Below are 21076 nucleotides of genomic sequence, written 5' to 3'. Positions count from 1 at the left end.
CGTTACGTGTAACGTCTCTATACTGCTCCCTGCTCCCTACTCCCTCCTGAAGTTGGCGCAGTTCGATCGCGTAAATAAACCCCTAACGCAATGAATAAAATAATGAAAATTGTGCCAATTCCCAGGGGACTGGGGAGCCAGAAAATAGTTTCTATATGATTCATCTGTCCTGGTTGCAGCCGCCATATCAACCGATTACCCTGTTTGTTAGCGGGAATGGCGTTTTCTGCCTTCTCGATGCTGCGTCCTCCCCAAGGGGCGTTGAGGCTGAATTCAAAATCTAAGATCGAACTAGGGTTAATGGCGAGATTTGTGTTTGTAGAAATTAGGGAGAGCGATCGCAAGTCTAAGTCGAAAATCAACCGATTTCTCACTAATAATAAAAAATTATTTTGCTTCAAACTCAATTGAGAGTCTATTGGTGGCAAATCCGTTTCTGTTAAATTATTTGGATTTTCCTTGTCAATGTAGTGGAAAAATGCATTGAATTTTTCTGCTAAGTCCGCCCCATTTTTAAACGGAATTGTGACCGTGACTTCTCGATCCGATCGCCGCTTGGCTTTTCCGTGCAGTTGCTTGACGCGACGTTCGATGCTGTCTAGCCAAGTCTTTACCGAATCACCACTCAAACTCATCAGCCGTTCGTCTAGCTGGATGTGCTGCACGATTTCGCCATAGTTGGGGCTGTCAAAATTCACTCCGACTTGATACTGAACGCAGCCAGAAAGCAGTAAGGACGACAGCAGCACGATTCCGAATAAGCGCAACTGTCCGATAATTTGTCTGGCTGATGCCATCAAGATCGATAGTTTCACAGATCCCCCTCTGAATACTCTGGCGTGAAGGGCGCAACTTAATAAAGTTATCGCTCTTATTTACTATTGATATCATCATTGCTTGTCGCATGATGACATAGTATTTTTACTCGATCCATAAGACTACTCATCAGAAGTTAGAAGTCGTAGGGAAGGATCTATGCAAGAAATCACCATCCATACTGTCTCCGAATATGTAGAGCGTCTTTCGGATATTAACCGTGGAAGACGCGCTGTTTACCGTGGTCAGCGACGCGATCGGAGCCTATTACCTAAAATTGCTCGCCTCACAACTTACTTACCTATTCTTCAAGCAGAACGGGAAATGCTCGAAGTTTTTAAACTCAGAAGTCTTCCTCTGCTTGAGCAGCACCCCGATAATGATTGGGACTGGCTGACAATCATGCAGCACCACGGGCTAGCAACGAGATTGCTAGATTGGAGTCTTAATCCCCTAGCGGCTCTTTGGTTTTGCGTCTGCAAACCACCTGCTGAGAACGAGTCCGGCGTAGTGTGGCTATTTTATCCTGATGCTAATGATTATGCTGTACCCTCAAAGCAAGCAGATCCAACCAGCATCAGTAGAGTTTATTTGTTGAGAGGTAAATTGGTTGCGTCTCGCATTCAAGCACAGTTTGGTTGGTTTACCGTGCATTATTTCAATTTAGAACAAGAGAAATTTATTGCTTTAGAAAATGATTCATCCTATGCGTCTCGTCTAGTAAAAATAATCATTCCCTCTAATGCGTTTGCCCACATTCGCTTTCAATTGGATCGTTTGGAGGTTAATTCAGCAACGCTATTTCCCGATCTTGATGGACTGTGCGCCAATATTGAATGGGCTTTTTCGAGCTTGGCAGACGAAGAACTTCAAGACATTCCGAAAAAGAGCTTTCCTACCCCAAATAATTAGCATTTTAACCCAGCATTCTATAGTCCCCACCAAATCAATGCCCCAAGGGTTAGAGCGATCGCGAATAGAGCAACGACGATAAAGCGATTGTCTTTCGTGTTGATTTTGCTCAGGTCTTCGATTTCGCGGGTTGGTTCTGACTGTGGCGATCGCTTGCGATTATCGCTCTTGATGCTCAGTTTGATTTGCGACTCATTATCTGATATTGCCCCCAGATCGGGGATTTGAGTCATCCATTCGGCGGGGCGTTGCAATTGCGGTGCTTGCAGAATATACAGCAACCGCCGTCCTTGCTTATTAATTTCATAGTGAGGATGACGTTTGAGCTGTTCGCATAGCGCGATCGCTTCTTGTCTTTGTCCAGCAGCTTCGTAAGCATTAACCAACCATAGCTGCACTTCACCACCCTGGCGACTGTTACGGTTAGATAAGGCGCTAGCTTTTTCTAAGTGTTGTACGGCTTGGCGGTACTGTCCTCGCTCAAATGTTGCTAAACCTGCTTTGTACTCGGTCTTGATAATTTCTTGGGATTGGGAACTCACGTTTGATTGCATGAATCTCTCTTTCTCGATTGTGTCACTCATGGGCAGCTTAACGACATCTGACTTAAGTAACAATTTTACGCAACATTAATCGCCATAATTATCTAAAATTTTAGATAGTGGGCTGAAATATCGGGAACATAGAGACAACAATGCAACATCAGAGTGTTTAGACTGCCGATCGCGCTTGGGTATTAAGCGTTACTCAAAATTTTAGGTTCTGGATATGAGAAAAATCACCGAGGTTCCACACATACCACGCAAACAGATTTTACATATATATACAAGCTGGGTTAGATGGGGTAGAGTGGCTTGCTCAACTGCTGCGCTTTTACCATTGGGAATACTATTAGTCAATGCAACACCCGCATCTGCACAATCTACAATTATTATCAATGGTGGTGGGAACTATTCTGATGGCAACTATTATCGCAGGAACCAGCCACAGTCTGCCCCCTACATCTACGGTAGTCCTATTCCCTCACCTATTCCAGTTAATCCAGCAACGGGGATGACTCCTAAACCCGCCGATCGCTACTTCGATCGCTACCCCGATTCCGCTCCTAGCAGAGACCAAAATATCACGATTATCAATGTCGATCGCTCGTATGACCGATATCCGCACGATCGCTATCCAAATGAAGTGGGGTATCCGAGAGTACGTACTATAGAAGTTATACCCGCTCCCCCAATTCCAAATGGACTCGATCCTTACAGATAGGCTATTGGCGATCGCGCTGTGTGAAAACTTAAAGATCCCCCCTAGCCCCCCTTAAAAAGGGGGGAAGAAGAGAAAGTTACATGTGGGGCTAGTAGGTGTATTCAGAAGCAACGATCATCGAACCAATCCCTACGTCAGTGAATACTTCTAGTAAAAGGGCGTGGGGAATGCGACCGTCGATAATGTGAGCAGCACGCACTCCTTGGGCGAGCGATCGCACGCAGCATTTAACTTTGGGAATCATCCCGCCACCGACAACACCAGCAGCGATTAAATCTCGCGCCTCTTGAATATCCAATCTAGGTAGTAGCGTTGAAGGATCTTTGTAGTCCTTGAGAATTCCGGCTGTATCTGTCAGTAAAATCAATTTTTCTGCTCCCAGGGCTGCGGCGAGTTCTCCCGCTACAGTATCGGCATTAATGTTGTATGCCTGTCCGTTTTCGTCTGCTGCTACGCTGGAGACGACCGGGATATAACCTTCTTTGAGTAGGGAATTCAACAGTCGCACGTCCATACTCGTTACTTCTCCGACAAAGCCAATCCCCTCGCGACCTTCAGGACGGGCTTTGATTAAATTAGCATCTTTACCGCATAGCCCAATTGCAGAACCACCAGCACGGTTGATCAGAGAAACTAATTCCTTGTTCACCCTGCCAACTAACACCATTTCTACCACGTCCATTGTCGGCGCATCCGTTACCCGCAGTCCGTGCTTGAATTGCGGTTCAATGCCGAGTTTATCTAACCAACTATTAATTTCTGGACCCCCGCCGTGAACTACGACAAGGCGCACTCCCACAGAAGTTAAAAACACGATATCGCGAATCACTTTATCTTTCAGGGTGCTTTCTTTCATCGCTGCGCCGCCATACTTGACGACAACGATTCGTCCGGCAAATTTTTGAATGTAGGGTAGTGCTTCGCTGAGAATTCTTACCCGCGTGGCTTCAGTTTCTCTAATGTACTCGCTCTCGTTGCTCATGAATTGCTTCCAGAACGCAAATAAATACTCGATAAGAGTGCAGTTTAAAAGAGTTTGCGTTTTGCCACAATCTCAGAAATAACAGTTTGAACAGCCTAGTGTGTGGTAGTTGGTTATTATTGCATGAGCCGTGGAGCCACGCTGCACGCACAAACGCGAGTAGAATTGATCTCGATCGCGCCGTATTGTACCGAGCGCATGGTTGCGGTTTTTATCTCGTCCTACCCGTACTGGGAACTGAGATGAAAGTTGGCGAGCATCGTTTCACCCTCACTTGCTGATAAATGATAACTGATAACTGAATTAGTAAAGATTAGTTGCAGGAAATGTGTTTTTCTAGTCGTTAGTAGTATCTTACAAATAGAAGCTTTCCATAGCTTCTGTGGCAGATAAACAGCCAAAAGTCCGATAGATCAACTGAGTTAAGAGGTAAAAGAAGCTGTTTTACTATCTGTCCGACCGACCGACAGCAACACCCAACTCGAACGCTGATATTTCCTCCTAGTTGAAAACAGAGGGCAATGTAACCGGCAATCTAACCTTTCTCTGAACAGGAATTGCGATCGGTGCAACCCCAGATAGGATTACAAACATGAGGAAATCGCTAAGCAAGTAGATGCTTGGGTGTTGTTGTTTTGAAATCCAAAAATAATTGAAAAACAGAAACTAGGATAGTCGAAGCGTCGAACTAGGTTAGGTTTCCCGCACTCCTAATATTGCAGATATCCGTACAAACTTTTACCTACCTTTCAACTGATATTTTCAGTTCGGTAATCATCATTTCAGCATTCATAAAAACCGAATTTCCTCGAACTTTCTACACCAGTAAGATAAGAAGCAAGAACCCGGAAAACAAACTTAAAGCAATCAATTAAGGTGTAGTTATGGTATTAGTTCGCTGGAATCCTTGGCAAGAAATGAATACTCTGCAACGTCATATCGATCGCTTATTTGAAGATTCATTTGCATCTAATTCTGTCGTGAATGGTAACATCGCTAAAATGCCAGCCGCAGAAATTTCTGAAACTGAAGATGCCGTCTACCTCAAACTAGAAGTACCTGGAATGGAAGCGAAAGATTTAGACGTGCAAGTTACAGAAGCTGCTGTTTACGTTAGTGGCGATCGCAAGTCTGAAACTAAGCAGGAAGAAAACGGCAAGACTCGCAGCGAATTTTACTACGGTAAGTTTCAGCGTGCCATTCCTTTGCCAGCACGGATTCAAAACACCAACGTTACCGCAGAATATAAAGATGGAATTTTGAATCTGACTCTCCCTAAGACTACGGCAGAAAAAAATAAAGTGGTCAAAGTTAATTTAGAGGGATAAGCAATAAGGGAGTAAGAAAATTTCTTCTTACTCCCTTATTGCACTTTTTTCTGTCTATAAAATCACAGAATCAACTTGCCTAGCTTCACGCAGTAGCTAGGTTTTTTTGCGCTCGAGAGTTACGCAATTGAAGCATCGAGATCTCGATTCCCCCTAATCATCCCTAAAAAGGGAAGAATTTGTCGTTTTGACTTTTGACTTTTGACTTTTGACTTTTGATTTTTGGCTTTTGACTTCCTGATGTCTCTACAGATAGAGGTAGCTACCTTGACAAAAATTAATAATTTTAGAACGGAAGTTATAGGAGTTCAGCGAAATGAGGAGTGAAATTGCCGATCGCTTCATGCAGACGCTACAGCAAATCGAAGCTAGTGGCGATGTAAAACCATTAGTTGAAATGTTTGCCGAGGATGCAGAAGCGACTAACCTAGCAATGGTAGAACCACTCAAGGGAAAGGATGGCGTGCGGCGATTTTGGCAAAAGTATCTCTCAGTGTTCGATCGCATCCACTCTGATTTCACCCATGTCACCGCAGATAGCAACACTGCGGTTATGGAGTGGCGATCGCAAGGGACTTTATCCAATGGTGAAGACGTACATTATCGAGGTGTCAGCATTATTGAAATTGACAATGGATTAGTACAAGCCTTCCGCACCTACTACGATTCAGCCGTATTTCTGCCTACAGGTGCAAAGCAAGCACAGAGATAATTGAAAAGCGATTAAGGCGATTAAAATGAAACAGCATCGATCTGCAAATAATCTAACTCATGCCATCTGAGATTCAGCTGTTACCTAGCATTCATGCCAAATCCGTGCGCGAGAATGGCAAGCAATATTACTTAAGTACAAATGGCGATCGCCTTCCTAGCGTCTCTACCATCCTCAACGCTACAAAACCTCAAGCAGATCGAGATAGACTATTCAACTGGAAACAGCGTGTTGGTGTAGAAACTGCAAATCAAATCTCCTCCACCGCCAGCCGTCGCGGTACGCAAACGCACAAATACATTCAGCGTTACTTGCAGGGTGAAGATATATCTTGTTCTGAAGCCAGCCGTCCTTACTGGGAGAGTATCGCACCAGTCTTGGAAGAAATTGATGTCGTCAGATTAATTGAAGGGGCAGTTTTTCACTCAGATTTGAAATATGCTGGAATTGTAGACTGCGTTGCCAGTTATCGAGGTGTACCTTGTGTCTGTGAATGGAAAACAGCAGATCGACCAAAAAGAACCCTCGAACGGCTATTTGATTATCCTTTGCAATTAGTAGCTTATTTAGGTGCAGTCAATCACTATTATCGCGACTATGGAATTCAGTTGAATCGGGCCTTAATTGTTGTCGCAATTCCTCAAGCGCCAGCAGAAATCTTTTGGTTTGAACCAGAAGCAATCGCATCTTATTGGCAACAATGGCAACAGCGTGTTACTTCCTATTGGCAATAAGGGTGTGAGGTGTGGGGTGTAAGGTGTAGGAAGACTTAGAAATTACGTCTTTAGATAGAAGCATTTCCACTCATATCATCATTAGAACTGGCAGAAGAGAACCGCTCGTCACAATTTTGACTTTTAACTTTTGACTTTTGACTTTTCTATGAACTCAAGTACCAGTCAGCCCAATCGACGCAAAGAAATTTTTCGAGGCATTCTGGCTGTAGCAATTATTATTGTAGGAATGACTCATTTTCTCAAACCATTAGAATACGCTAAGATTGTTCCGCCTCAACTGCCCAATCCCGTCGAACTAGTTTATATCAGCGGTTTTTTTGAAATTTTGGGCGGCATTGGTTTGTTAATTCCCTTTATTAGCGTTGCTGCGGCTTGGGGGCTGATTATTTTATTTATTGCTGTCTTTCCCGCCAACATTTATTTAGCAACTCACAGCGATATTGTCATTGAAGGCATTCCACATAGCCCGATTATGTATTGGGTGAGGCTGCCGTTACAAGCAGTTTTAATTGCTTGGGCATGGTGGTATACTCGTAAACCAGAAGCGCAACCAGGGGCGAAAAGTTTTGTCTCTGGTACAGAAAAGTTAGTTAGTCGCGATTAAATTGGTAATGGATAGTTGTTGGTTAACGGTTAACGGTTGACAGTTAACTACTCTCTGACAACTTTGTACAGACGTTACATATAACGTCTGTACACTGATAACTGATAACTGATAACTGACAACCGTATGGGACGATCGATTGAAGCAAATCAAAATAATTTTGCCACTGAGGTTATCGAGCGATCGCAACAACAACTCGTTTTAGTCGATTTTTTTGCTCAATGGTGCGGTCCTTGTCAGGTTCTCAAACCAATTCTCGAAAAACTTGTAGAAGAATATAACTTTACCCTGGCTAAAGTCGATATCGACAAAAACCCGGAACTAGCGCAGGCGTATCGCGTGGAAGGGGTTCCCGATGTCAAAATTTTTAGCCAAGGACAAATGCAGCCAGGATTTGTCGGCGTGCTACCAGAGGCACAAATTCGGGAATTACTAGCTCAATACGGCTTAAAATCTACTTTAGATACCGAAATAGAAGCAATCCAACTCGATCGCGCTGCTGGTAATATTGAAACAGCTAAGCAACGCTTCCGCGAACTGATCGAACTCTATCCTCAAAATCCCAAATTAGCGATCGCTGCCGTAGAGTTTTTAATTGGAATTGGTAGTTTGGAATCGGCAGAAAAATTGCTGGCAGCAGTCCCTTCTGGTAGTCGAGAATACGATGCTAAAGTACGAACGCTGCGAGAGTTGATGCAATGGCAGCATCAAGCAGCACAGTTGGGACCAGAAACAGATTTAGACCAACAATATTTGCAAGCAGCTCAATTGACTCTTAAGGGGGATTACGAATCAGCACTATCTATTTTATTAGCAATGGTAGAGCGCGATCGCGAGTATCAAAATGATGCCGCTCGCAAAGCGATGATAACGATTTTTGGCTTACTAGGAGACGACCATCCCTTAACTAAGAGCTATCGCAAGCAACTAACTCTTGTTTTGTACTAAAAATTAGTTATCAGTTATCAGTTTATCAATAATCAGTGACTTCTTTTCACACACCGCGCCCCGCTCAGTTTAAACAAATCTCATCCTCTATTAAAAATCGCTATAAAACATTACTAAAAAATAAAAAAATGCCAAATATGACTCAGCGTAACACTATCATAAATAGTAGGGATTAATATTGCCGATAGTAAATTTAATGTCAGCTCAGGTTCATGTCAGTTCAGGCAGATACGACTGCTCCACAACTTATCTTGCACATCACGCAGCGATCGCAATGGGAACAAGCACGTAGAGAAGGAATCTATCGAGGTGACACGCTCGATACTGAAGGGTTTATTCACTGCTCTACGCCAGCACAAATTGTGAAAGTAGCCAATAAGTTTTTCTTTCAGCATCAAGAATTAATCGTGCTTTGGATCGATTCTCGGCGCGTGCTAGTTGAGATTAAATATGAAGAATCGGAACCCGAGGAGCAATATCCTCATATTTACGGTTCGCTCAACATAGATGCTGTAATTAAGGTAATCGAGTTTGCACGAGGCGCAAATGGCAAATTTGAATTTCCGCCACAACTTGTGGGATTTACTTGAGGAATGCCGTCCGTGCATCTTGTAATTAATTGGTGTAAGATGCCGATGCTATGAAGTTAGGGGAGTGGAGATGAGTTTAGGTATACTAGATCGAGTCCGTGCAGCCGCGCAAGAAGTTGCTGTTAGGGCAAATTACGTCCGCATTGACGAGTCAAGTATTCCAGCCTATGTTGCTTCTTTGCCCATAGAACAGGCTAGTTCGCCCAAACTCGATCCCCGCTATCATTATCTTGGCGATCCGCGAGAAATAGTCGCTTATATTCTCACGCTCAATGCGATCAACTTTGGTTCTGGCTACTTTCCCCACCTACAAAAACGTCCTCGTCTTTCGGGATACTTTACCATTGCCACCTGTTTGAAAGAGCGGTTTGAAACTCGTGGAGCTTTTAGAGCGCGAGAACTTTGTCGCCTAACGCCGGAAGATTGTGCGAATATTTTCGAGCAAAATCTCATTAAACCACCAATTCGAGAGTTGATGGGGTTATTTGCCTCAGCTTGGAATGAATTAGGACGACATCTACTCGATCGCTATGAAGGAGATTTTGTCGGATTAGTCAATGCTGCTGACTCATCAGCCGAGCGTTTAGTAGAATTGTTGGCAAAAATGCCTCATTTTCAAGATATACAAACATATAGCAATGTAGAAGTTCCATTTTATAAACGCGCCCAACTAACTGCTGCCGATTTATCCATTGCACTAGGAAATCAAAGTTTTGGTTTTTTCAACGACTTACCACGATTGACAATTTTTGCTGACAATCTCATTCCTCACGTTTTGCGTGTCGATAATGTTTTACAATACGAGCAAAGTTTGGCTGCAAAAATCGATGCCGAAGAATTAATTGGTGCGGGAACTGAGGAAGAAATTGAGATCCGTGCCTGTACTATTCACGCTGCGGAGTTGATAGTCGCACAGTTGCGCCGCTTAGGGCATAAAGTTTCTGCCTTAAAATTAGACTATTTCCTTTGGAATCGCGGACAGCAACCTGAATACAAAGCACGTCCGCGTCACCGAACCCGCACGATATTTTATTAACTATTGATAGCAATCTCGTGATAGCAATCTCGATCGCGATCGCTAGAGGACGGGCTGTGATTTGCAAGTTGCTAGCGATCGCCCCTAAGACTGGCTATTTTTCTACTGTCCCTTGCCTCTCGCCTCTTACCAAAAACGAACAACCGAGCGCAAGATTTAATCTAAAATTCATAAACATGGTCAATTAATCGCTGTTATTTAAAGAACTTGTAAACAATGTTCGTTACTGCTCGAAATCGGGAGCACTTATAGCGTATCTTAATGTATCTTGTTCTTAGTAGTGGTTTAACATATAGTTCAAATTTATCTAAAAGAATAAAACTATGTCGCTAGACAGCTAGCAGAATAATTCTTCTGAACATGGCTAGTGATGTGAGTGACTGATTATGGGGTGTGTGTCTCTAACTAGATCGAGAATTGCCGTCTCTGGAATTCACCTGTAGGTTAATAGTTATAAGTTCTTGAGTATAAACTCGGAATTGGAGCGCAGCAGCAACATGACACCAATTCAAATAGCCGCGTTAGAGCAGTTTTTGGCTAACAATGGTTTTCTATATGACGATTACGATGAAGAAACTGGTGCGGTTATCTATAGTGTCAGCAGGGGTGACTGGACGATGCAAATAGCCTATGGCGATGAATGTTACTACTGTTTGTATAACGATGTCACCGAGGATGCTGATTGTGCGGAAATTACTCAGCTAGCGGAATTAATGGTGAAGTATGACAGGCTAGCCAAAACTCATTGGCACGCCGCTTAGGGAGTGAAATAGGCGCGTCGCCATAAATCACTCGGTTTGACTGTCCTCAGAATATGTAGGTAGCTTGCGGATCATTGCCCGCAGCAAGTCAGTTTTTGTTCTCTGAGTTTGATGACAATATGTTTCGAGCGCTTGCATTTCTAGCTCCGAAACTTTGAAGGTGATCCACTGCTTTGAATCCTTAGCCACTTGTCTACAGTTGAAGTAACATTAAAACCCACAACGAGCTTCTGTATAGACTAGCACGATATCTTGTGCGTTTAACAAATAGCGGTATCGCAAGAGACTGATTCTGTGCCGCAATTGTGAAAAATTAGATGGTAATTGGTACTAGTATCAACCAACCTGCCTCGAACGAGAGCCAGGGCTTACGCTGGGCAATCTATGCTTTGGCAGCATACTTAGCATTTGTTGGTCAATTTTATTCGCAATCTAGATCTGATTAGCCTGGCTCCTCGCTCCTGGTGCGCCTGTAAGAATTTAAACGAAGTATTATTTAACACAGTGAAAAAAAGCTTTGGTAACGATTAGAATTCGCTCTAAAGCTGTATGTAAATCTCTGTGGCTAGATAGATTAACTTGTCTGTCAGCGAACAAACAATAGTATTAGGTTTATGGTTTAGTAGTTTTAGCAAAGAGTATTAACAAGTTGAACGGACAAAATCTGGTCAAGTTATGGGGTGCGCTATGCCAGAAGATATAGACTTAACAAAAATTAAAGCAATTGGAGAAGTCATTCAGAAGAATTTAGCGATCGTACAGCAAGCGTTGGGAATTGAGGCAATAAATGATAGTGATTTGAGTGAATTAGAAATTGAATCAGAAGTATTTGCCAAGGAAACTGTTAGTAACTTCCCCAGCAGGAGAATAACTGTATTAGAACTGGCGGAAGAAAAATGCCACTTGTTAGCTATGAAAGAGGCAAATCGAGCTAGATTTTTGGAAAATCAAGCTATTTTTGCAGAAAGCGTGACCAAGTTTAATAGCTCGAAAGATAGATTTGTTCAACGACAAAAAGTCAGACATCGGTAAAACCGATGTCTGACTTTTTCAAATTTTTGACTCTGGCAGCACTTTCAGATATTCTTTTACTGCTGTTGATAGTCCCATGTCCAATGCATCTGCTATCAGAGCATGACCGATTGAGACTTCAAGTATATTGGGAATTGAGCAGAATTTTGCCAAGTTTTGTAGGTTCAAATCGTGTCCGGCATTGACACCTAAACCGATCGCCTGAGCTTGTCTAGCGGCAGCAGCATATTGTTGAAAAACTGATTCTACATTACCATGACGAAATGCTGTAGCATAAGGTTCTGTATATAATTCAATGCGATCGCTACCAATCTTTTTAGCAATTTGAATTTGATTTGGATCGGTATCCATAAACAAACTGACGCGAATTCCTAAAGATTTTAATTCGTTGATAATTGGTATCAGCTTTTCCCCATCTCGCACCAAATCCCACCCGCAATCTGAAGTGAATGTATTTGGTGCATCTGGAACCAGAGTGCATTGAGTTGGGTTTACTCGACGAACTATCTCCATAAATGGAGGTTGAAAAGGATTCCCTTCAATGTTGAACTCAACTGATAACATCTCTGCTAACTCATAAACATCTGAAGGTTTGATATGTCGTTCGTCGGGACGAGGATGAACGGTAATTCCACTTGCGCCTGCATCAATGCAAATTTGTGCTGCGTTTACAACACTTGGTATGCCAAGATTTCGAGTATTTCTCAACAAAGCAACCTTATTCAAATTAACGCTGAGATTTGTCATCTAATTCTACTCGCGATCGCTTCAATAAACTTATAGCAAAATAATGTCACGCGGAGGCGCAAAGACGCGAAGAAAAGCACAAAGAAGATTCTGAAAAAAAATTATTACTTTAGCTTCAATTGATAAAAGGTTGTATCGCCTGCCATTGTAGGGAAAGTTACGGGTAATTGCTTTCTACTAATTGCTGTAAAACCATTTTTCTCATAGAAACGATGAGCAGCTTGAAAAACATCAACTGTTCCTAAATAAATATCGCAGATATTTTTATTTTGCGCCCAATTTAGCAACGTATGCAATAAATTTTGACCAACCCCGATGTGCTTGCCGCGATAGTTAGGATCGACAAACATTTTTCTTAAAGCTAATTGACGATCGCCCATATCAATAGCTGCGATCGTACCAATAACTTTTTCTCGGTATAAGGCAATCCAAAAGTTATCGTTACCTTGTTGGTAGAAGTTTGGAATGTCTAGTAAGTCGCGTTGATCTTTAAGAGTAATTGGCAAGCCAAACTCTTGTTGTTGAATGTTTAAAATGAGCTTGATAATTGCTGCTTGATACTGAGACTGGTAGGTAATAATTTGAATATTCTGAATATTTGATAATTCGTCTGAGAAATTAGGTGAAGTAGATTCTAACATTGAGCTAATAATCTCATTCTAATTCTACAACAGCTTGATAGTACGTTTTATTTGTCTTGCTGACGATTTTTAGTAAGGTGGGGATTGCCCATTCTACATTTGATTTTGACTAAACGTACTTCTGCAAGATTTCTCCTAGAATGGCGATCCCTTGCTCGATTTGTTCTGGTAAAAGGGTAAAATTCAAACGCAAAGCAGGATAGCTTTGCTGTCCGCCTGGGAAAAATGGCGTTCCTTCGGCAACGAATACACCTCTAGCTAACGCTTTTTGACAAATTTCTGCTAGTGGTAAGTGGGCAGGCATTTGCACCCACAAGAAGGTTCCACCTTTGGGAATCGTCCAATAAGTAGCAGGAGGATAGTGACGCTGCATGGCATTTAGCATGGCATTGCGACTTTGCAGATGGACGGCTTGCAAATGTGCTAAATGGTGGCGATAATGTCCAGATGCTAAATACTCGCTGACAATAGCTTGGGAAACTGTAGATACGTGGATATCGTAGTGCAATTTACGCTCTACCAAAGGCTGATAATCTTCTCCAGTGACAACGAGATAGCCGACGCGGATACCTGGCATGATGGTTTTAGAAAACGTACCAGCGTAGATGACGCGATCGCTTGTATCTAATGCTTTAATTGGCACTGGCACGGGTTCAAAATTCAGTCCTTCATAAGCATTATCTTCTAGTACGACACAATCATATTTTTCGGCTAATGCCAACAATTGACGGCGATGATCTAAGGAAGTGGTAAGACCTGTAGGATTGTGTAAAGTGCTAACGGTAAAAATCAGCTTGGGACGGTAAGTATAAAGATTTTTTTCCAACAACTCCAAATTTATACCTTCGGGTGTCATTGGTATACCAATGACCCTTGCACCCATGTTGTACAGCAGGGATAGCATACCGTACCAGGTGGGGCTTTCAACCAACACCCAATCACCAGGTTTGACATAGTGATGTACGGCTAACAATATTCCTTGTTTGGAACCGTTAGTAATAATTAAATTGTCTGCCGTAACATTTAAACCGTGCTGCTGTACCAATAGCCGCGCAATTTGTTGCCGTAGTACGAACTGTCCTTGAGGTAAGTCGTAGTTAAATAAACTACCCGATATTTGCTTCACAGCGCGTCGGGCAACACGCGGTAAATCGTCCAATCCAGAAGCTAAAGAAAAACCGCTACTAAGATCGATCGTCCCTGGTTGCTGACGGGCTTGCACCGATTTCATGTAGAGATTGAAAGACGAACCGCCCTGGAATTCTTCAATTCGTGGTGGTAGGGGGGGTTGTTCTAGAACAATCGTGTCTTGGGGTGGCGCAAATTGGTGCTTTGACTCGACGCGATCGATTTTTGCCGGACAGACAAAGTAGCCAGATCCTTGACGGGCTTCTACCAGTCCTTCTGCTGCCAAGACATTGTAAGCCTCGATGACGGTAAGCTTATTTACCCGCGTACTAGCAGACAAGGTGCGAATGGAAGGAAGTTTATCCCCCGATCGCAATGCACCAGTTTCAATCAAATGACGGATGCGATCGCAGATCTGGAGATAAACAGCCGTAGATGAGTGTCTTTCAATAGGAATTCTCACAATGCAATCCTTTTTAAAGATGAGAATTCAGCCTGTTTGAATATGATAAATGATTCATCTGAATCTGTGATGGTACACTTTGACTTTATTTACCTAGAACAGTTTTAGATCGAGTCAACTGTTCTATTAAAAATATCTGAATCCGTACCTTATCAGATTTAACGGGTGTGGATAAAACTATATGTAAGCAAGTCGAAAGGCAAAAGTCAAAAGGCAAAAATATAGAAAATTGCCCGTAAATTTTGCTGCAAATAAATACGATCGCCAGGTTTATTATGATGAAAACTTCAGTTTTACCTACGCAAAAAACAAAAATATCTTTATTGCTCATTGAGAGTTTCAAGGCAATTATTGAAAAATTAATTCAGGCTTTAACTCGCAGTCATGAATTACAAGTTTGGCGCAAAAAAGACCGTAATGGTAACGCTTACTGGCAAGCATTCGATCCAAAAACCCGTAAATCTACTAGTCTCAGTTCCGAGGCAGAAATGCGAATTTGGATCGAGCAACGCTACTACCACTCTGACTAAACGAAACATGGAACTCATCATTACTTACTCAATTGTCCACATCTGTTTAGTAGCAGCATCATGGCTATCAACCAATGCAAAAAATCGCCCCATTTCTCCCCCAACCCGCTACCTTGGGAGTACGGATATTGAACCAGAAGTAACAATAGAAATGCAAAAAACACGACTTTGGTTTTAACAACCTTGCATCACAACCAAAATACCTTTTGCGCCCTTACTTTGCGTCTTTGCGTCTTTGCGTGACATTTCAACCAAGATCCACAACTGGCAACAACAACCTAGAAGCGCGATCGCCACCACACTCAACCCTCAAAGTCACAACTTGAGCATCCATCAACCGCGTGCTACCCAAAGGCGAACCCGTACCAGGATTCATCGGATAAGCCGGAAAACAAGCCGCACTCAAACTCAACCGCAAAGCATTCCCCTTTCTAATACACACACATGTCGCTTGCAGAGACATTTTTAAAGGTCGATCTTGCCCTGACGGAACGTGAATGTAACCCTGAGTCAGGTTATAGACACTCCCATTCGGGTGTACCTCAGAAACCACCGCACACAAGTCATGACTGGGTGTATCGGCACTGCACCAAATCTCTGCCATCACTTCCCCCGCCAAATGCAAATCTGTCACTAAGGGTGCAGTAGTATAAGTCAAAACGTCGGTACGACAGTCAATTTGCGATCGCTCAAACGATCCTGCGGGTACGACTGCATGACCTCCCAACGCTGGCACGGGTCGCCAAGGGTCGTGAACGAAGACATCTGAAGCATAGGATTCGGGACAAGATTCGCTTAGCATCCCTGAGTCTTCCCGAATACTTGCCAATCCAGTGCTTGACAAAAAATACGATTTCTGGTTTGATTTGCTTATTATGGGTAAAGTGTGCCACATATTAGCTCCCATCTCAAACCAACGAATTGGTGACTCTGCTTCTAAGCCTGTATCCAAACCCTTTAAAAACAGATCGAACCAACGAACTTGCATCTCATCTACGGGACTGACAGCTTCCAGCCCGTAATCAACTGCACCGACTTTGCGCGACCAAGGTAAATGCGCCCAAGGTCCCACGAGCAATTGCTGACGATATTGACTCCGTTCTGCCATATCTTTGTACAAACGCAGCGTCCCGCGCAGGTAAGTATCAAACCAGCCGCCAATATGAAACATCGGTAGATCGACATGTTGCAAGTAGCACTGAGGCGAAATTTCCTGCCAGTAGTCATCATCTTGAGAATGTTCCAATCACCCGTGATAAAAGGCATTAGGCGCGAATTTACGCAGGCACTCGTTTAAGCTAGGAACGCGATCGTAGACAGATATATCTTGAGCCGCAGCGTAGAGAGTGTAATGTGCCGCAACATCACCCTGTATCCTGGCGGATTCGGCAGCGAGTTGAATTGCCCAGCCCAAATTCGTTTGCAAGCAAAAAGCCCCACCCTCGTATACCCAGTCGCTGTAAAGGTTATAGGCAACCATCGCCGGGCAAATTGTTTTTAAAGCAGGAGGCTTGGCAGCAGCAGCATACAACTGCGTCATTCCCTGATAAGAAAAGCCATACATCCCAACTTTGCCATTACTACCAGGTAAATTTGCTGCCCAATTTACCGTATCTTCACCATCTTCAATTTCATGGACAAATAACTTAAATTCTCCCTCTGATGTGCCTCGCCCTCGCACGTCTTGGATTACGACAATATATCCACGGGCAGCATACCAAGTTGGATGGGCATAGACTACAGTAGACGCGATCGCTCTACCATAGGGTTGACGCATTAATAATACGGGAAATTCACCTTCAGCATCAGGATAGTAGACATCTGCATCCAACCGCACGCGATCGCGCGTCAGCATCGAAACAGTTTTTTTCGGGCGCACTGCTAACATAAAACTGGTGCAGGTAAGCGACGCAACACGGAAATATCCTCCTCATCCAGCTCTACAGGCGTACCGCTACGGATTAGTTCGGCAAAGTCTTCGTTTGGAACCATGATACACAGGGCATACAACCGAGTCGAACCAGTATTTTCTATGATATGAGTTCCCGTAGCAGGGACTAAAATGCTATCTCCGGCTTGGATAGAAACCGTTTTCCCATCACACATTGCTCGTCCTTCGCCTTTGAGGATAAAAAACATTTCTACTGCCCGTCGGTGTCGATTAGGAGGAGTCTTGCCATCCACATCAAAAATTTCTACACACATCGTCAGTGACTTGTTAGCAGTTGCCGTGTCAAAGACAAGCGCCAATCTGTTGGTATCTTGAGGGCTAATCCGAAAGGCTTGGTAGTCTTGGGGAGACTTAATAACGGGAATTACACAACGATTTGTATTCATACGTGGTAATTAGTAGTTGGTAATAGGCAAGAGGCGAGACGTAACTGATAACTGGTCATTGGTCACTAGTCACTGTATCTTTAATTGCTTCCACGATAGCTTGGGAATCGGTGACAAAACCAAAGCATTGCTTAACGTTGTATAAAGTTGCCAGCCAGCAATATTCTGGGGATGTGGTAGCGGTACAGTCTTCGACTAACACGCAGTCGTAGCCTAAAAAATTAGCATCTTGTAATGTTGCCATGACGCATTGATCGACATTTACGCCTGCAAAAAATAGCGTCGTTCTGCCCAAATTACGCAAAATACTATCTAAGGGAGTATCCCAAAAACCACTCATGCGGTACTTATCGACGCGGATATCTTGGGGAAGTTGTTCTAACTCATCTACTACCGCCGCCGCCCAACTTCCAGCCGTTAGTACCTTAGCACCGTTGGTAGGGAGAGGGTCGCCTAACCCGACTCCCGTACCTGTGGGGTTGTAAACGTGGCGCGAACCAGCACTAATATTAACTAAATCGGCACGATTGCCCCAGTTGATCCAGAGGACAGGGACATCAATTTGCCGCAAAACTGGCAGTAAAGATTTTAGCGGTGAAATCGGGCTGCGGGCGGGAGTCACATCCACGCCAATATGTGCCAGCCAGCCATCGGGATGACAGAAATCATTTTGCATATCTATAACTAGAATGGCAGACTTTGCCAAGTCGAGGCGTAGAGTTTTGGTTTGAGTTAGTAGGGTAATAATTTTTGTGTCTAGAGGCGGACGAGTGATATCTGCGATCGCTTCATTGACTGCCCAGGCGTTGGGTGGTATTCCTAGAGTTGTTAGGTGGTTCATATTAGAGGGGAGTTGGGAGTCGGGAGTCGGCGTGCATAAATGTTTGTCCAGATGCGGTTCGATCGATGCATCGCACGCCTCTATATGCAAGATTATTATTCAGTGACTTTGTACTCTGAGTAGAAATCTTTTTTACAGAATTGGTGTCACACTAAATAACAAGATTTTATATTTGTTGATATTTAAGGATAAGTTTGTGAGTTATACGATTCAACAAGCCTTAATTCCGGTTGAAGACGGTTACACAACAGTAGACGTGCAGATAGAAAACGATCGCATTGCTGCTATTGCTCCCCAATTACCTATAAACGGCACGGCGATCGATGGTAAAAATAAGTTACTCCTACCTGGTTTTTTTAACGCTCACACGCATTCTTCTGAAATGTGGCAACGGGGGATGATTCCTCCCGTACCTTTAGAGTTGTGGCTTGCCGAACTGTACGATTTTGCCCCCCTCGATCCCGAACAAGTCTATCTCAGTGCTTTGGGTACGGCAGTGGAAACCCTACTTTCAGGAGGGACTAGCGTTGTCGATCACTTAGTTTTGATCCCAGGAAAGGAAATTGAAACTGTAGCAGCGGCAGTGAGGGCTTATCGTGAAATTGGCATTCGGGCTTTCGTTGCGCCCCTAATTCAAGATGAAGCTTTGACTGCGGGAATACCAACTGGAGGGAAGGAAGTAGAAAAAGAAGCTTTCTTTCGTTCTACAAATGAGATATTGGCAATGATGAAGGACGTTGTGACTCAATTCCACCGCCCAGAGGAAGGAATTAATCTACTCGTCGCCCCTACAGGAATTCAACTATGTTCTGATGCTTTATTTACAGGGTGTATTGAATTGAGCGATCGCTACAATCTCTGTCGTCATTCTCACTTACTCGAAACCAAAGCCCAGCAAAAATTAGCACGAGAAAAGTACGATTGCAGTGCTGTAGAACACTTAAAACAAATTGGCTATTTGAACGATCGCACTTCTTTAGCCCATTGTGTATGGTTGGATGACGACGACATTGCTATCCTTGCCAAAACGAAATCAACTGTAGTTCACAATCCCTTAAGTAACCTACGTTTAGGTAGCGGCATCGCCCCTATTTTAAAATACCGTCAAGCAGGAATAAACGTGAGTTTTGGTTGCGATGGTTCTGCGAGTAACGATTCGCAAGATTTGCTAGAAGCAATCAAAATTGGTTCAATTCTACACACTGTTACCGATCCAGATTATCGTCACTGGATTACACCCCGTCAAGCAGTAGAAATGGCATCTTGCGGCGGGGCAAAAGGACTAAATGTTTCAGATACAATAGGAACCTTAACAGTAGGAAAAAAAGCCGATCTAGTAGTTTATAATTTGACTAATTTATCGCTCCTACCTCGTACCGATCCAATTGGTTTACTAATATTAGGTCGTCCAACTCAGGTTGTTGATAGTGTCTGGGTAAATGGCAAACAAATTGTGAGTGGTGGGAAGTTAACAACTATTGATATTGACGAACTACGACAAAAACTATTTCATCGCAGCCAATGGAGTAGCCAGCGCCAATCTAAAACTGTGACAGATATTGAGGTTCGCTATCGTGCGGTGATGGGATTATAAGTTAAAAATGAGAAAGAAAAAAATTCTATTAAATCATATTCTTCGATCGACCTGCGCGATCGCTCTCATTCTCTTCAAATCGAACAAATTTACCTAACTTTTCTGTCATTTCTCCATGTCACTGTGAGCGCAGTGCGTGTTTCTCTACTTCGGCAATGTATGCTGACGATACCTTTTTCCTATTCTAGTATTTACGTCTATTCTGCCCTCTGTCTGCCCAATCGATGTCTGACAAAAGAATGAGTTTTTACCCCAACTACTATGATTCCAATTAGCAATCGCATTCCTAGCGGTAGGCAACCAGTTGTTGTCTATTTAATAATAGGTATAAATATTGTTTTATTTATCTGGGAATGGAAACTCGATGTTAAAGGAGAACTAAGCTATATCATTAATAGTTGGGGAGTGACTCCAACAAAAATATTTTATGTCACGACAGCAGCTTTTACTACCTTGAATCCTGCTGCTTGGATAGCTTGGCTTTTACTTCAGTTGTCCCTAGTTCAAGGACTATTCTTGCATAGTAGTTTCAGCCATTTAATCGGTAATTCACTATTTTTATTAGTATTTGGCAAAACTTTAGAGAACTTATTAGGACATCTCAAGTTTTTATATTTTTATTTACTGTGTGGCGTTTTAACCTTTGGATTGCAGATTTTAGTTGAGCCTACACTCAACTTACCTTTAATTGGCTCGAATGGTGCGACTGTGGGAGTTTTAGGAGCTTATCTCTACAAGTTTCCTAAAACTAAAATTGATACTATATTACCCTTACTAATTATATTTATTCCCCTGAAAATACCAGCATCCTTTTATTTGTATTGGTGGTTTATTCAACAGCTATTTTATGGTTTTGGTAATTTAAGCATTCATAGCAGTATAAATCCTTCTAATCTTAGCTATTGGATGCATGGGATTGGATTGATTATTGGTATAATTTTGATGCGCTCTCTAAAATATAAGTAGTTATAAAAAATATCTATAGATAAATAGCAAAAGCCCCTCTATTCCTAGAGAGGCTTCGATTGAAAAATCGACCTGGCGCGGAGCTATTGTCCCGTGGGGCGACCCCCA

The 21076-nt window shown here is 42.9% G+C and carries 24 protein-coding genes and 1 pseudogene; 15 read left to right on the top strand and 10 right to left on the bottom strand.

Annotated features, from left to right (window positions below):
- Positions 1–17: 17 nt before the first annotated feature.
- Complete coding sequence (locus tag DSM107010_RS19440; RefSeq protein ID WP_106166379.1) at positions 18–815, bottom strand: DUF3153 domain-containing protein; 798 nt, start codon at positions 813–815, stop codon at positions 18–20.
- A 160-nt stretch (positions 816–975) separates the two neighbouring features.
- Between DSM107010_RS19440 and DSM107010_RS19435 the strand changes: the two genes are divergently transcribed.
- On the top strand, positions 976–1728 hold the full coding sequence (locus tag DSM107010_RS19435) for an FRG domain-containing protein (protein ID WP_106166378.1): 753 nt from the start codon (positions 976–978) through the stop codon (positions 1726–1728).
- 17 nt (positions 1729–1745) lie between these two features.
- On the opposite strand, the gene DSM107010_RS19430 is transcribed toward DSM107010_RS19435, so the two are convergent.
- Complete coding sequence (locus DSM107010_RS19430) at positions 1746–2282, bottom strand: tetratricopeptide repeat protein (protein WP_241994271.1); 537 nt, start codon at positions 2280–2282, stop codon at positions 1746–1748.
- 295 nt (positions 2283–2577) lie between these two features.
- Here DSM107010_RS19430 and DSM107010_RS19425 point away from each other — a divergent pair, with 295 nt between their 5' ends.
- Entirely contained in the window at positions 2578–2991 is a 414-nt protein-coding gene (locus DSM107010_RS19425; protein WP_106166377.1) for a hypothetical protein, read from the top strand.
- 88 nt (positions 2992–3079) lie between these two features.
- Here DSM107010_RS19425 and argB read toward each other — a convergent pair whose 3' ends face one another.
- Entirely contained in the window at positions 3080–3973 is an 894-nt protein-coding gene (gene argB / locus DSM107010_RS19420) for an acetylglutamate kinase (protein ID WP_106166376.1), read from the bottom strand.
- Positions 3974–4059: 86 nt separating this feature from the next.
- Between argB and DSM107010_RS19415 the strand changes: the two genes are divergently transcribed.
- From DSM107010_RS19415 to DSM107010_RS19375, 9 genes are all read left to right on the top strand, one after another.
- Positions 4060–4254 (top strand): hypothetical protein, encoded by a 195-nt coding sequence (locus DSM107010_RS19415; RefSeq protein ID WP_127023651.1) that lies wholly within the window; start codon positions 4060–4062, stop codon positions 4252–4254.
- Positions 4255–4857: 603 nt separating this feature from the next.
- Positions 4858–5301, top strand: coding sequence for an Hsp20/alpha crystallin family protein (locus DSM107010_RS19410; RefSeq protein WP_106166375.1), 444 nt, complete (start codon positions 4858–4860; stop codon positions 5299–5301).
- Positions 5302–5617: 316 nt separating this feature from the next.
- Entirely contained in the window at positions 5618–6013 is a 396-nt protein-coding gene (locus DSM107010_RS19405; protein WP_106166374.1) for a nuclear transport factor 2 family protein, read from the top strand.
- A gap of 59 nt (positions 6014–6072) precedes the next feature.
- The gene (locus DSM107010_RS19400) at positions 6073–6747 is read left to right on the top strand and encodes a PD-(D/E)XK nuclease family protein (RefSeq protein ID WP_106166373.1); all 675 of its coding nucleotides are present in this window, start codon (positions 6073–6075) and stop codon (positions 6745–6747) included.
- Between the two features lie 148 nt (positions 6748–6895).
- Entirely contained in the window at positions 6896–7354 is a 459-nt protein-coding gene (locus DSM107010_RS19395; protein ID WP_015156876.1) for a DoxX family protein, read from the top strand.
- A gap of 126 nt (positions 7355–7480) precedes the next feature.
- Complete coding sequence (locus DSM107010_RS19390) at positions 7481–8302, top strand: tetratricopeptide repeat protein (protein WP_106166372.1); 822 nt, start codon at positions 7481–7483, stop codon at positions 8300–8302.
- A 212-nt stretch (positions 8303–8514) separates the two neighbouring features.
- Entirely contained in the window at positions 8515–8892 is a 378-nt protein-coding gene (locus DSM107010_RS19385; protein WP_015156874.1) for a DUF952 domain-containing protein, read from the top strand.
- A 70-nt stretch (positions 8893–8962) separates the two neighbouring features.
- Positions 8963–9928 (top strand): queuosine 5'-phosphate N-glycosylase/hydrolase, encoded by a 966-nt coding sequence (locus DSM107010_RS19380; RefSeq protein WP_106166371.1) that lies wholly within the window; start codon positions 8963–8965, stop codon positions 9926–9928.
- A gap of 497 nt (positions 9929–10425) precedes the next feature.
- Positions 10426–10689: a hypothetical protein gene (locus DSM107010_RS19375; RefSeq protein WP_015156872.1), complete on the top strand. Its 264-nt coding sequence runs from the start codon at positions 10426–10428 to the stop codon at positions 10687–10689.
- Between the two features lie 27 nt (positions 10690–10716).
- Here DSM107010_RS19375 and DSM107010_RS19370 read toward each other — a convergent pair whose 3' ends face one another.
- Positions 10717–10878 carry a molybdenum-pterin-binding domain-containing protein gene (locus DSM107010_RS19370; protein ID WP_071925454.1) on the bottom strand — a complete coding sequence of 54 codons (162 nt, stop codon included), beginning with the start codon at positions 10876–10878 and terminating at the stop codon, positions 10717–10719.
- Positions 10879–11376: 498 nt separating this feature from the next.
- Between DSM107010_RS19370 and DSM107010_RS19365 the strand changes: the two genes are divergently transcribed.
- A complete protein-coding gene (locus DSM107010_RS19365; protein WP_015156871.1) occupies positions 11377–11721 on the top strand; it encodes a hypothetical protein in 345 nt (114 codons plus the stop codon).
- A gap of 18 nt (positions 11722–11739) precedes the next feature.
- Here DSM107010_RS19365 and DSM107010_RS19360 read toward each other — a convergent pair whose 3' ends face one another.
- From DSM107010_RS19360 to DSM107010_RS19350, 3 genes are all read right to left on the bottom strand, one after another.
- Positions 11740–12468, bottom strand: a complete 729-nt coding sequence (locus DSM107010_RS19360; protein ID WP_106166370.1) for a pyridoxine 5'-phosphate synthase — start codon at positions 12466–12468, stop codon at positions 11740–11742.
- A 104-nt stretch (positions 12469–12572) separates the two neighbouring features.
- The gene (locus tag DSM107010_RS19355; RefSeq protein ID WP_106166369.1) at positions 12573–13109 is read right to left on the bottom strand and encodes a GNAT family N-acetyltransferase; all 537 of its coding nucleotides are present in this window, start codon (positions 13107–13109) and stop codon (positions 12573–12575) included.
- A gap of 109 nt (positions 13110–13218) precedes the next feature.
- A complete protein-coding gene (locus DSM107010_RS19350; RefSeq protein WP_015156868.1) occupies positions 13219–14700 on the bottom strand; it encodes an aminotransferase-like domain-containing protein in 1482 nt (493 codons plus the stop codon).
- Between the two features lie 275 nt (positions 14701–14975).
- Between DSM107010_RS19350 and DSM107010_RS19345 the strand changes: the two genes are divergently transcribed.
- Positions 14976–15230, top strand: coding sequence for a hypothetical protein (locus DSM107010_RS19345; protein ID WP_015156867.1), 255 nt, complete (start codon positions 14976–14978; stop codon positions 15228–15230).
- A 247-nt stretch (positions 15231–15477) separates the two neighbouring features.
- Here DSM107010_RS19345 and DSM107010_RS41395 read toward each other — a convergent pair.
- The 3 genes and pseudogenes from DSM107010_RS41395 to DSM107010_RS19330 form a co-directional block, all read right to left on the bottom strand.
- Positions 15478–17118 (bottom strand): annotated as a pseudogene (locus DSM107010_RS41395) (CocE/NonD family hydrolase).
- Positions 17112–17567 (bottom strand): cupin domain-containing protein, encoded by a 456-nt coding sequence (locus DSM107010_RS19335; protein ID WP_015156864.1) that lies wholly within the window; start codon positions 17565–17567, stop codon positions 17112–17114. The pseudogene DSM107010_RS41395 and the gene DSM107010_RS19335 overlap by 7 nt, the downstream one beginning before the upstream one ends.
- A gap of 55 nt (positions 17568–17622) precedes the next feature.
- Positions 17623–18408 carry a cysteine hydrolase family protein gene (locus tag DSM107010_RS19330; RefSeq protein WP_015156863.1) on the bottom strand — a complete coding sequence of 262 codons (786 nt, stop codon included), beginning with the start codon at positions 18406–18408 and terminating at the stop codon, positions 17623–17625.
- A gap of 196 nt (positions 18409–18604) precedes the next feature.
- Between DSM107010_RS19330 and DSM107010_RS19325 the strand changes: the two genes are divergently transcribed.
- Together DSM107010_RS19325 and DSM107010_RS19320 are read left to right on the top strand one after the other, a co-directional pair.
- Positions 18605–20002, top strand: a complete 1398-nt coding sequence (locus DSM107010_RS19325; RefSeq protein ID WP_015156862.1) for an amidohydrolase — start codon at positions 18605–18607, stop codon at positions 20000–20002.
- Positions 20003–20263: 261 nt separating this feature from the next.
- Entirely contained in the window at positions 20264–20968 is a 705-nt protein-coding gene (locus DSM107010_RS19320; protein ID WP_106166367.1) for a rhomboid family intramembrane serine protease, read from the top strand.
- Positions 20969–21076: the final 108 nt, after the last annotated feature.

The organism is Chroococcidiopsis cubana SAG 39.79, from assembly GCF_003991895.1.
Classification (GTDB): Bacteria; Cyanobacteriota; Cyanobacteriia; order Cyanobacteriales; family Chroococcidiopsidaceae; genus Chroococcidiopsis; species Chroococcidiopsis thermalis.
Note: the sequence above shows the minus strand (reverse complement) of the source record. Positions and strands in the feature narration are given on the sequence as shown.

Coding starts and splice junctions, on each gene's coding strand:
- DSM107010_RS19320 (WP_106166367.1), top strand. CDS start 20,264: ATGATTCCAATTAGCAATCGCATTCCTAGCGGTAGGCAACCAGTTGTT.
- DSM107010_RS19335 (WP_015156864.1), bottom strand. CDS start 17,567: ATGAATACAAATCGTTGTGTAATTCCCGTTATTAAGTCTCCCCAAGAC.
- DSM107010_RS19435 (WP_106166378.1), top strand. CDS start 976: ATGCAAGAAATCACCATCCATACTGTCTCCGAATATGTAGAGCGTCTT.
- DSM107010_RS19365 (WP_015156871.1), top strand. CDS start 11,377: ATGCCAGAAGATATAGACTTAACAAAAATTAAAGCAATTGGAGAAGTC.
- DSM107010_RS19330 (WP_015156863.1), bottom strand. CDS start 18,408: ATGAACCACCTAACAACTCTAGGAATACCACCCAACGCCTGGGCAGTC.
- DSM107010_RS19400 (WP_106166373.1), top strand. CDS start 6,073: ATGCCATCTGAGATTCAGCTGTTACCTAGCATTCATGCCAAATCCGTG.
- DSM107010_RS19405 (WP_106166374.1), top strand. CDS start 5,618: ATGAGGAGTGAAATTGCCGATCGCTTCATGCAGACGCTACAGCAAATC.
- DSM107010_RS19375 (WP_015156872.1), top strand. CDS start 10,426: ATGACACCAATTCAAATAGCCGCGTTAGAGCAGTTTTTGGCTAACAAT.
- argB (WP_106166376.1), bottom strand. CDS start 3,973: ATGAGCAACGAGAGCGAGTACATTAGAGAAACTGAAGCCACGCGGGTA.
- DSM107010_RS19355 (WP_106166369.1), bottom strand. CDS start 13,109: ATGTTAGAATCTACTTCACCTAATTTCTCAGACGAATTATCAAATATT.
- DSM107010_RS19430 (WP_241994271.1), bottom strand. CDS start 2,282: ATGCAATCAAACGTGAGTTCCCAATCCCAAGAAATTATCAAGACCGAG.
- DSM107010_RS19390 (WP_106166372.1), top strand. CDS start 7,481: ATGGGACGATCGATTGAAGCAAATCAAAATAATTTTGCCACTGAGGTT.
- DSM107010_RS19360 (WP_106166370.1), bottom strand. CDS start 12,468: ATGACAAATCTCAGCGTTAATTTGAATAAGGTTGCTTTGTTGAGAAAT.
- DSM107010_RS19395 (WP_015156876.1), top strand. CDS start 6,896: ATGAACTCAAGTACCAGTCAGCCCAATCGACGCAAAGAAATTTTTCGA.
- DSM107010_RS19385 (WP_015156874.1), top strand. CDS start 8,515: ATGTCAGTTCAGGCAGATACGACTGCTCCACAACTTATCTTGCACATC.
- DSM107010_RS19345 (WP_015156867.1), top strand. CDS start 14,976: ATGATGAAAACTTCAGTTTTACCTACGCAAAAAACAAAAATATCTTTA.
- DSM107010_RS19380 (WP_106166371.1), top strand. CDS start 8,963: ATGAGTTTAGGTATACTAGATCGAGTCCGTGCAGCCGCGCAAGAAGTT.
- DSM107010_RS19410 (WP_106166375.1), top strand. CDS start 4,858: ATGGTATTAGTTCGCTGGAATCCTTGGCAAGAAATGAATACTCTGCAA.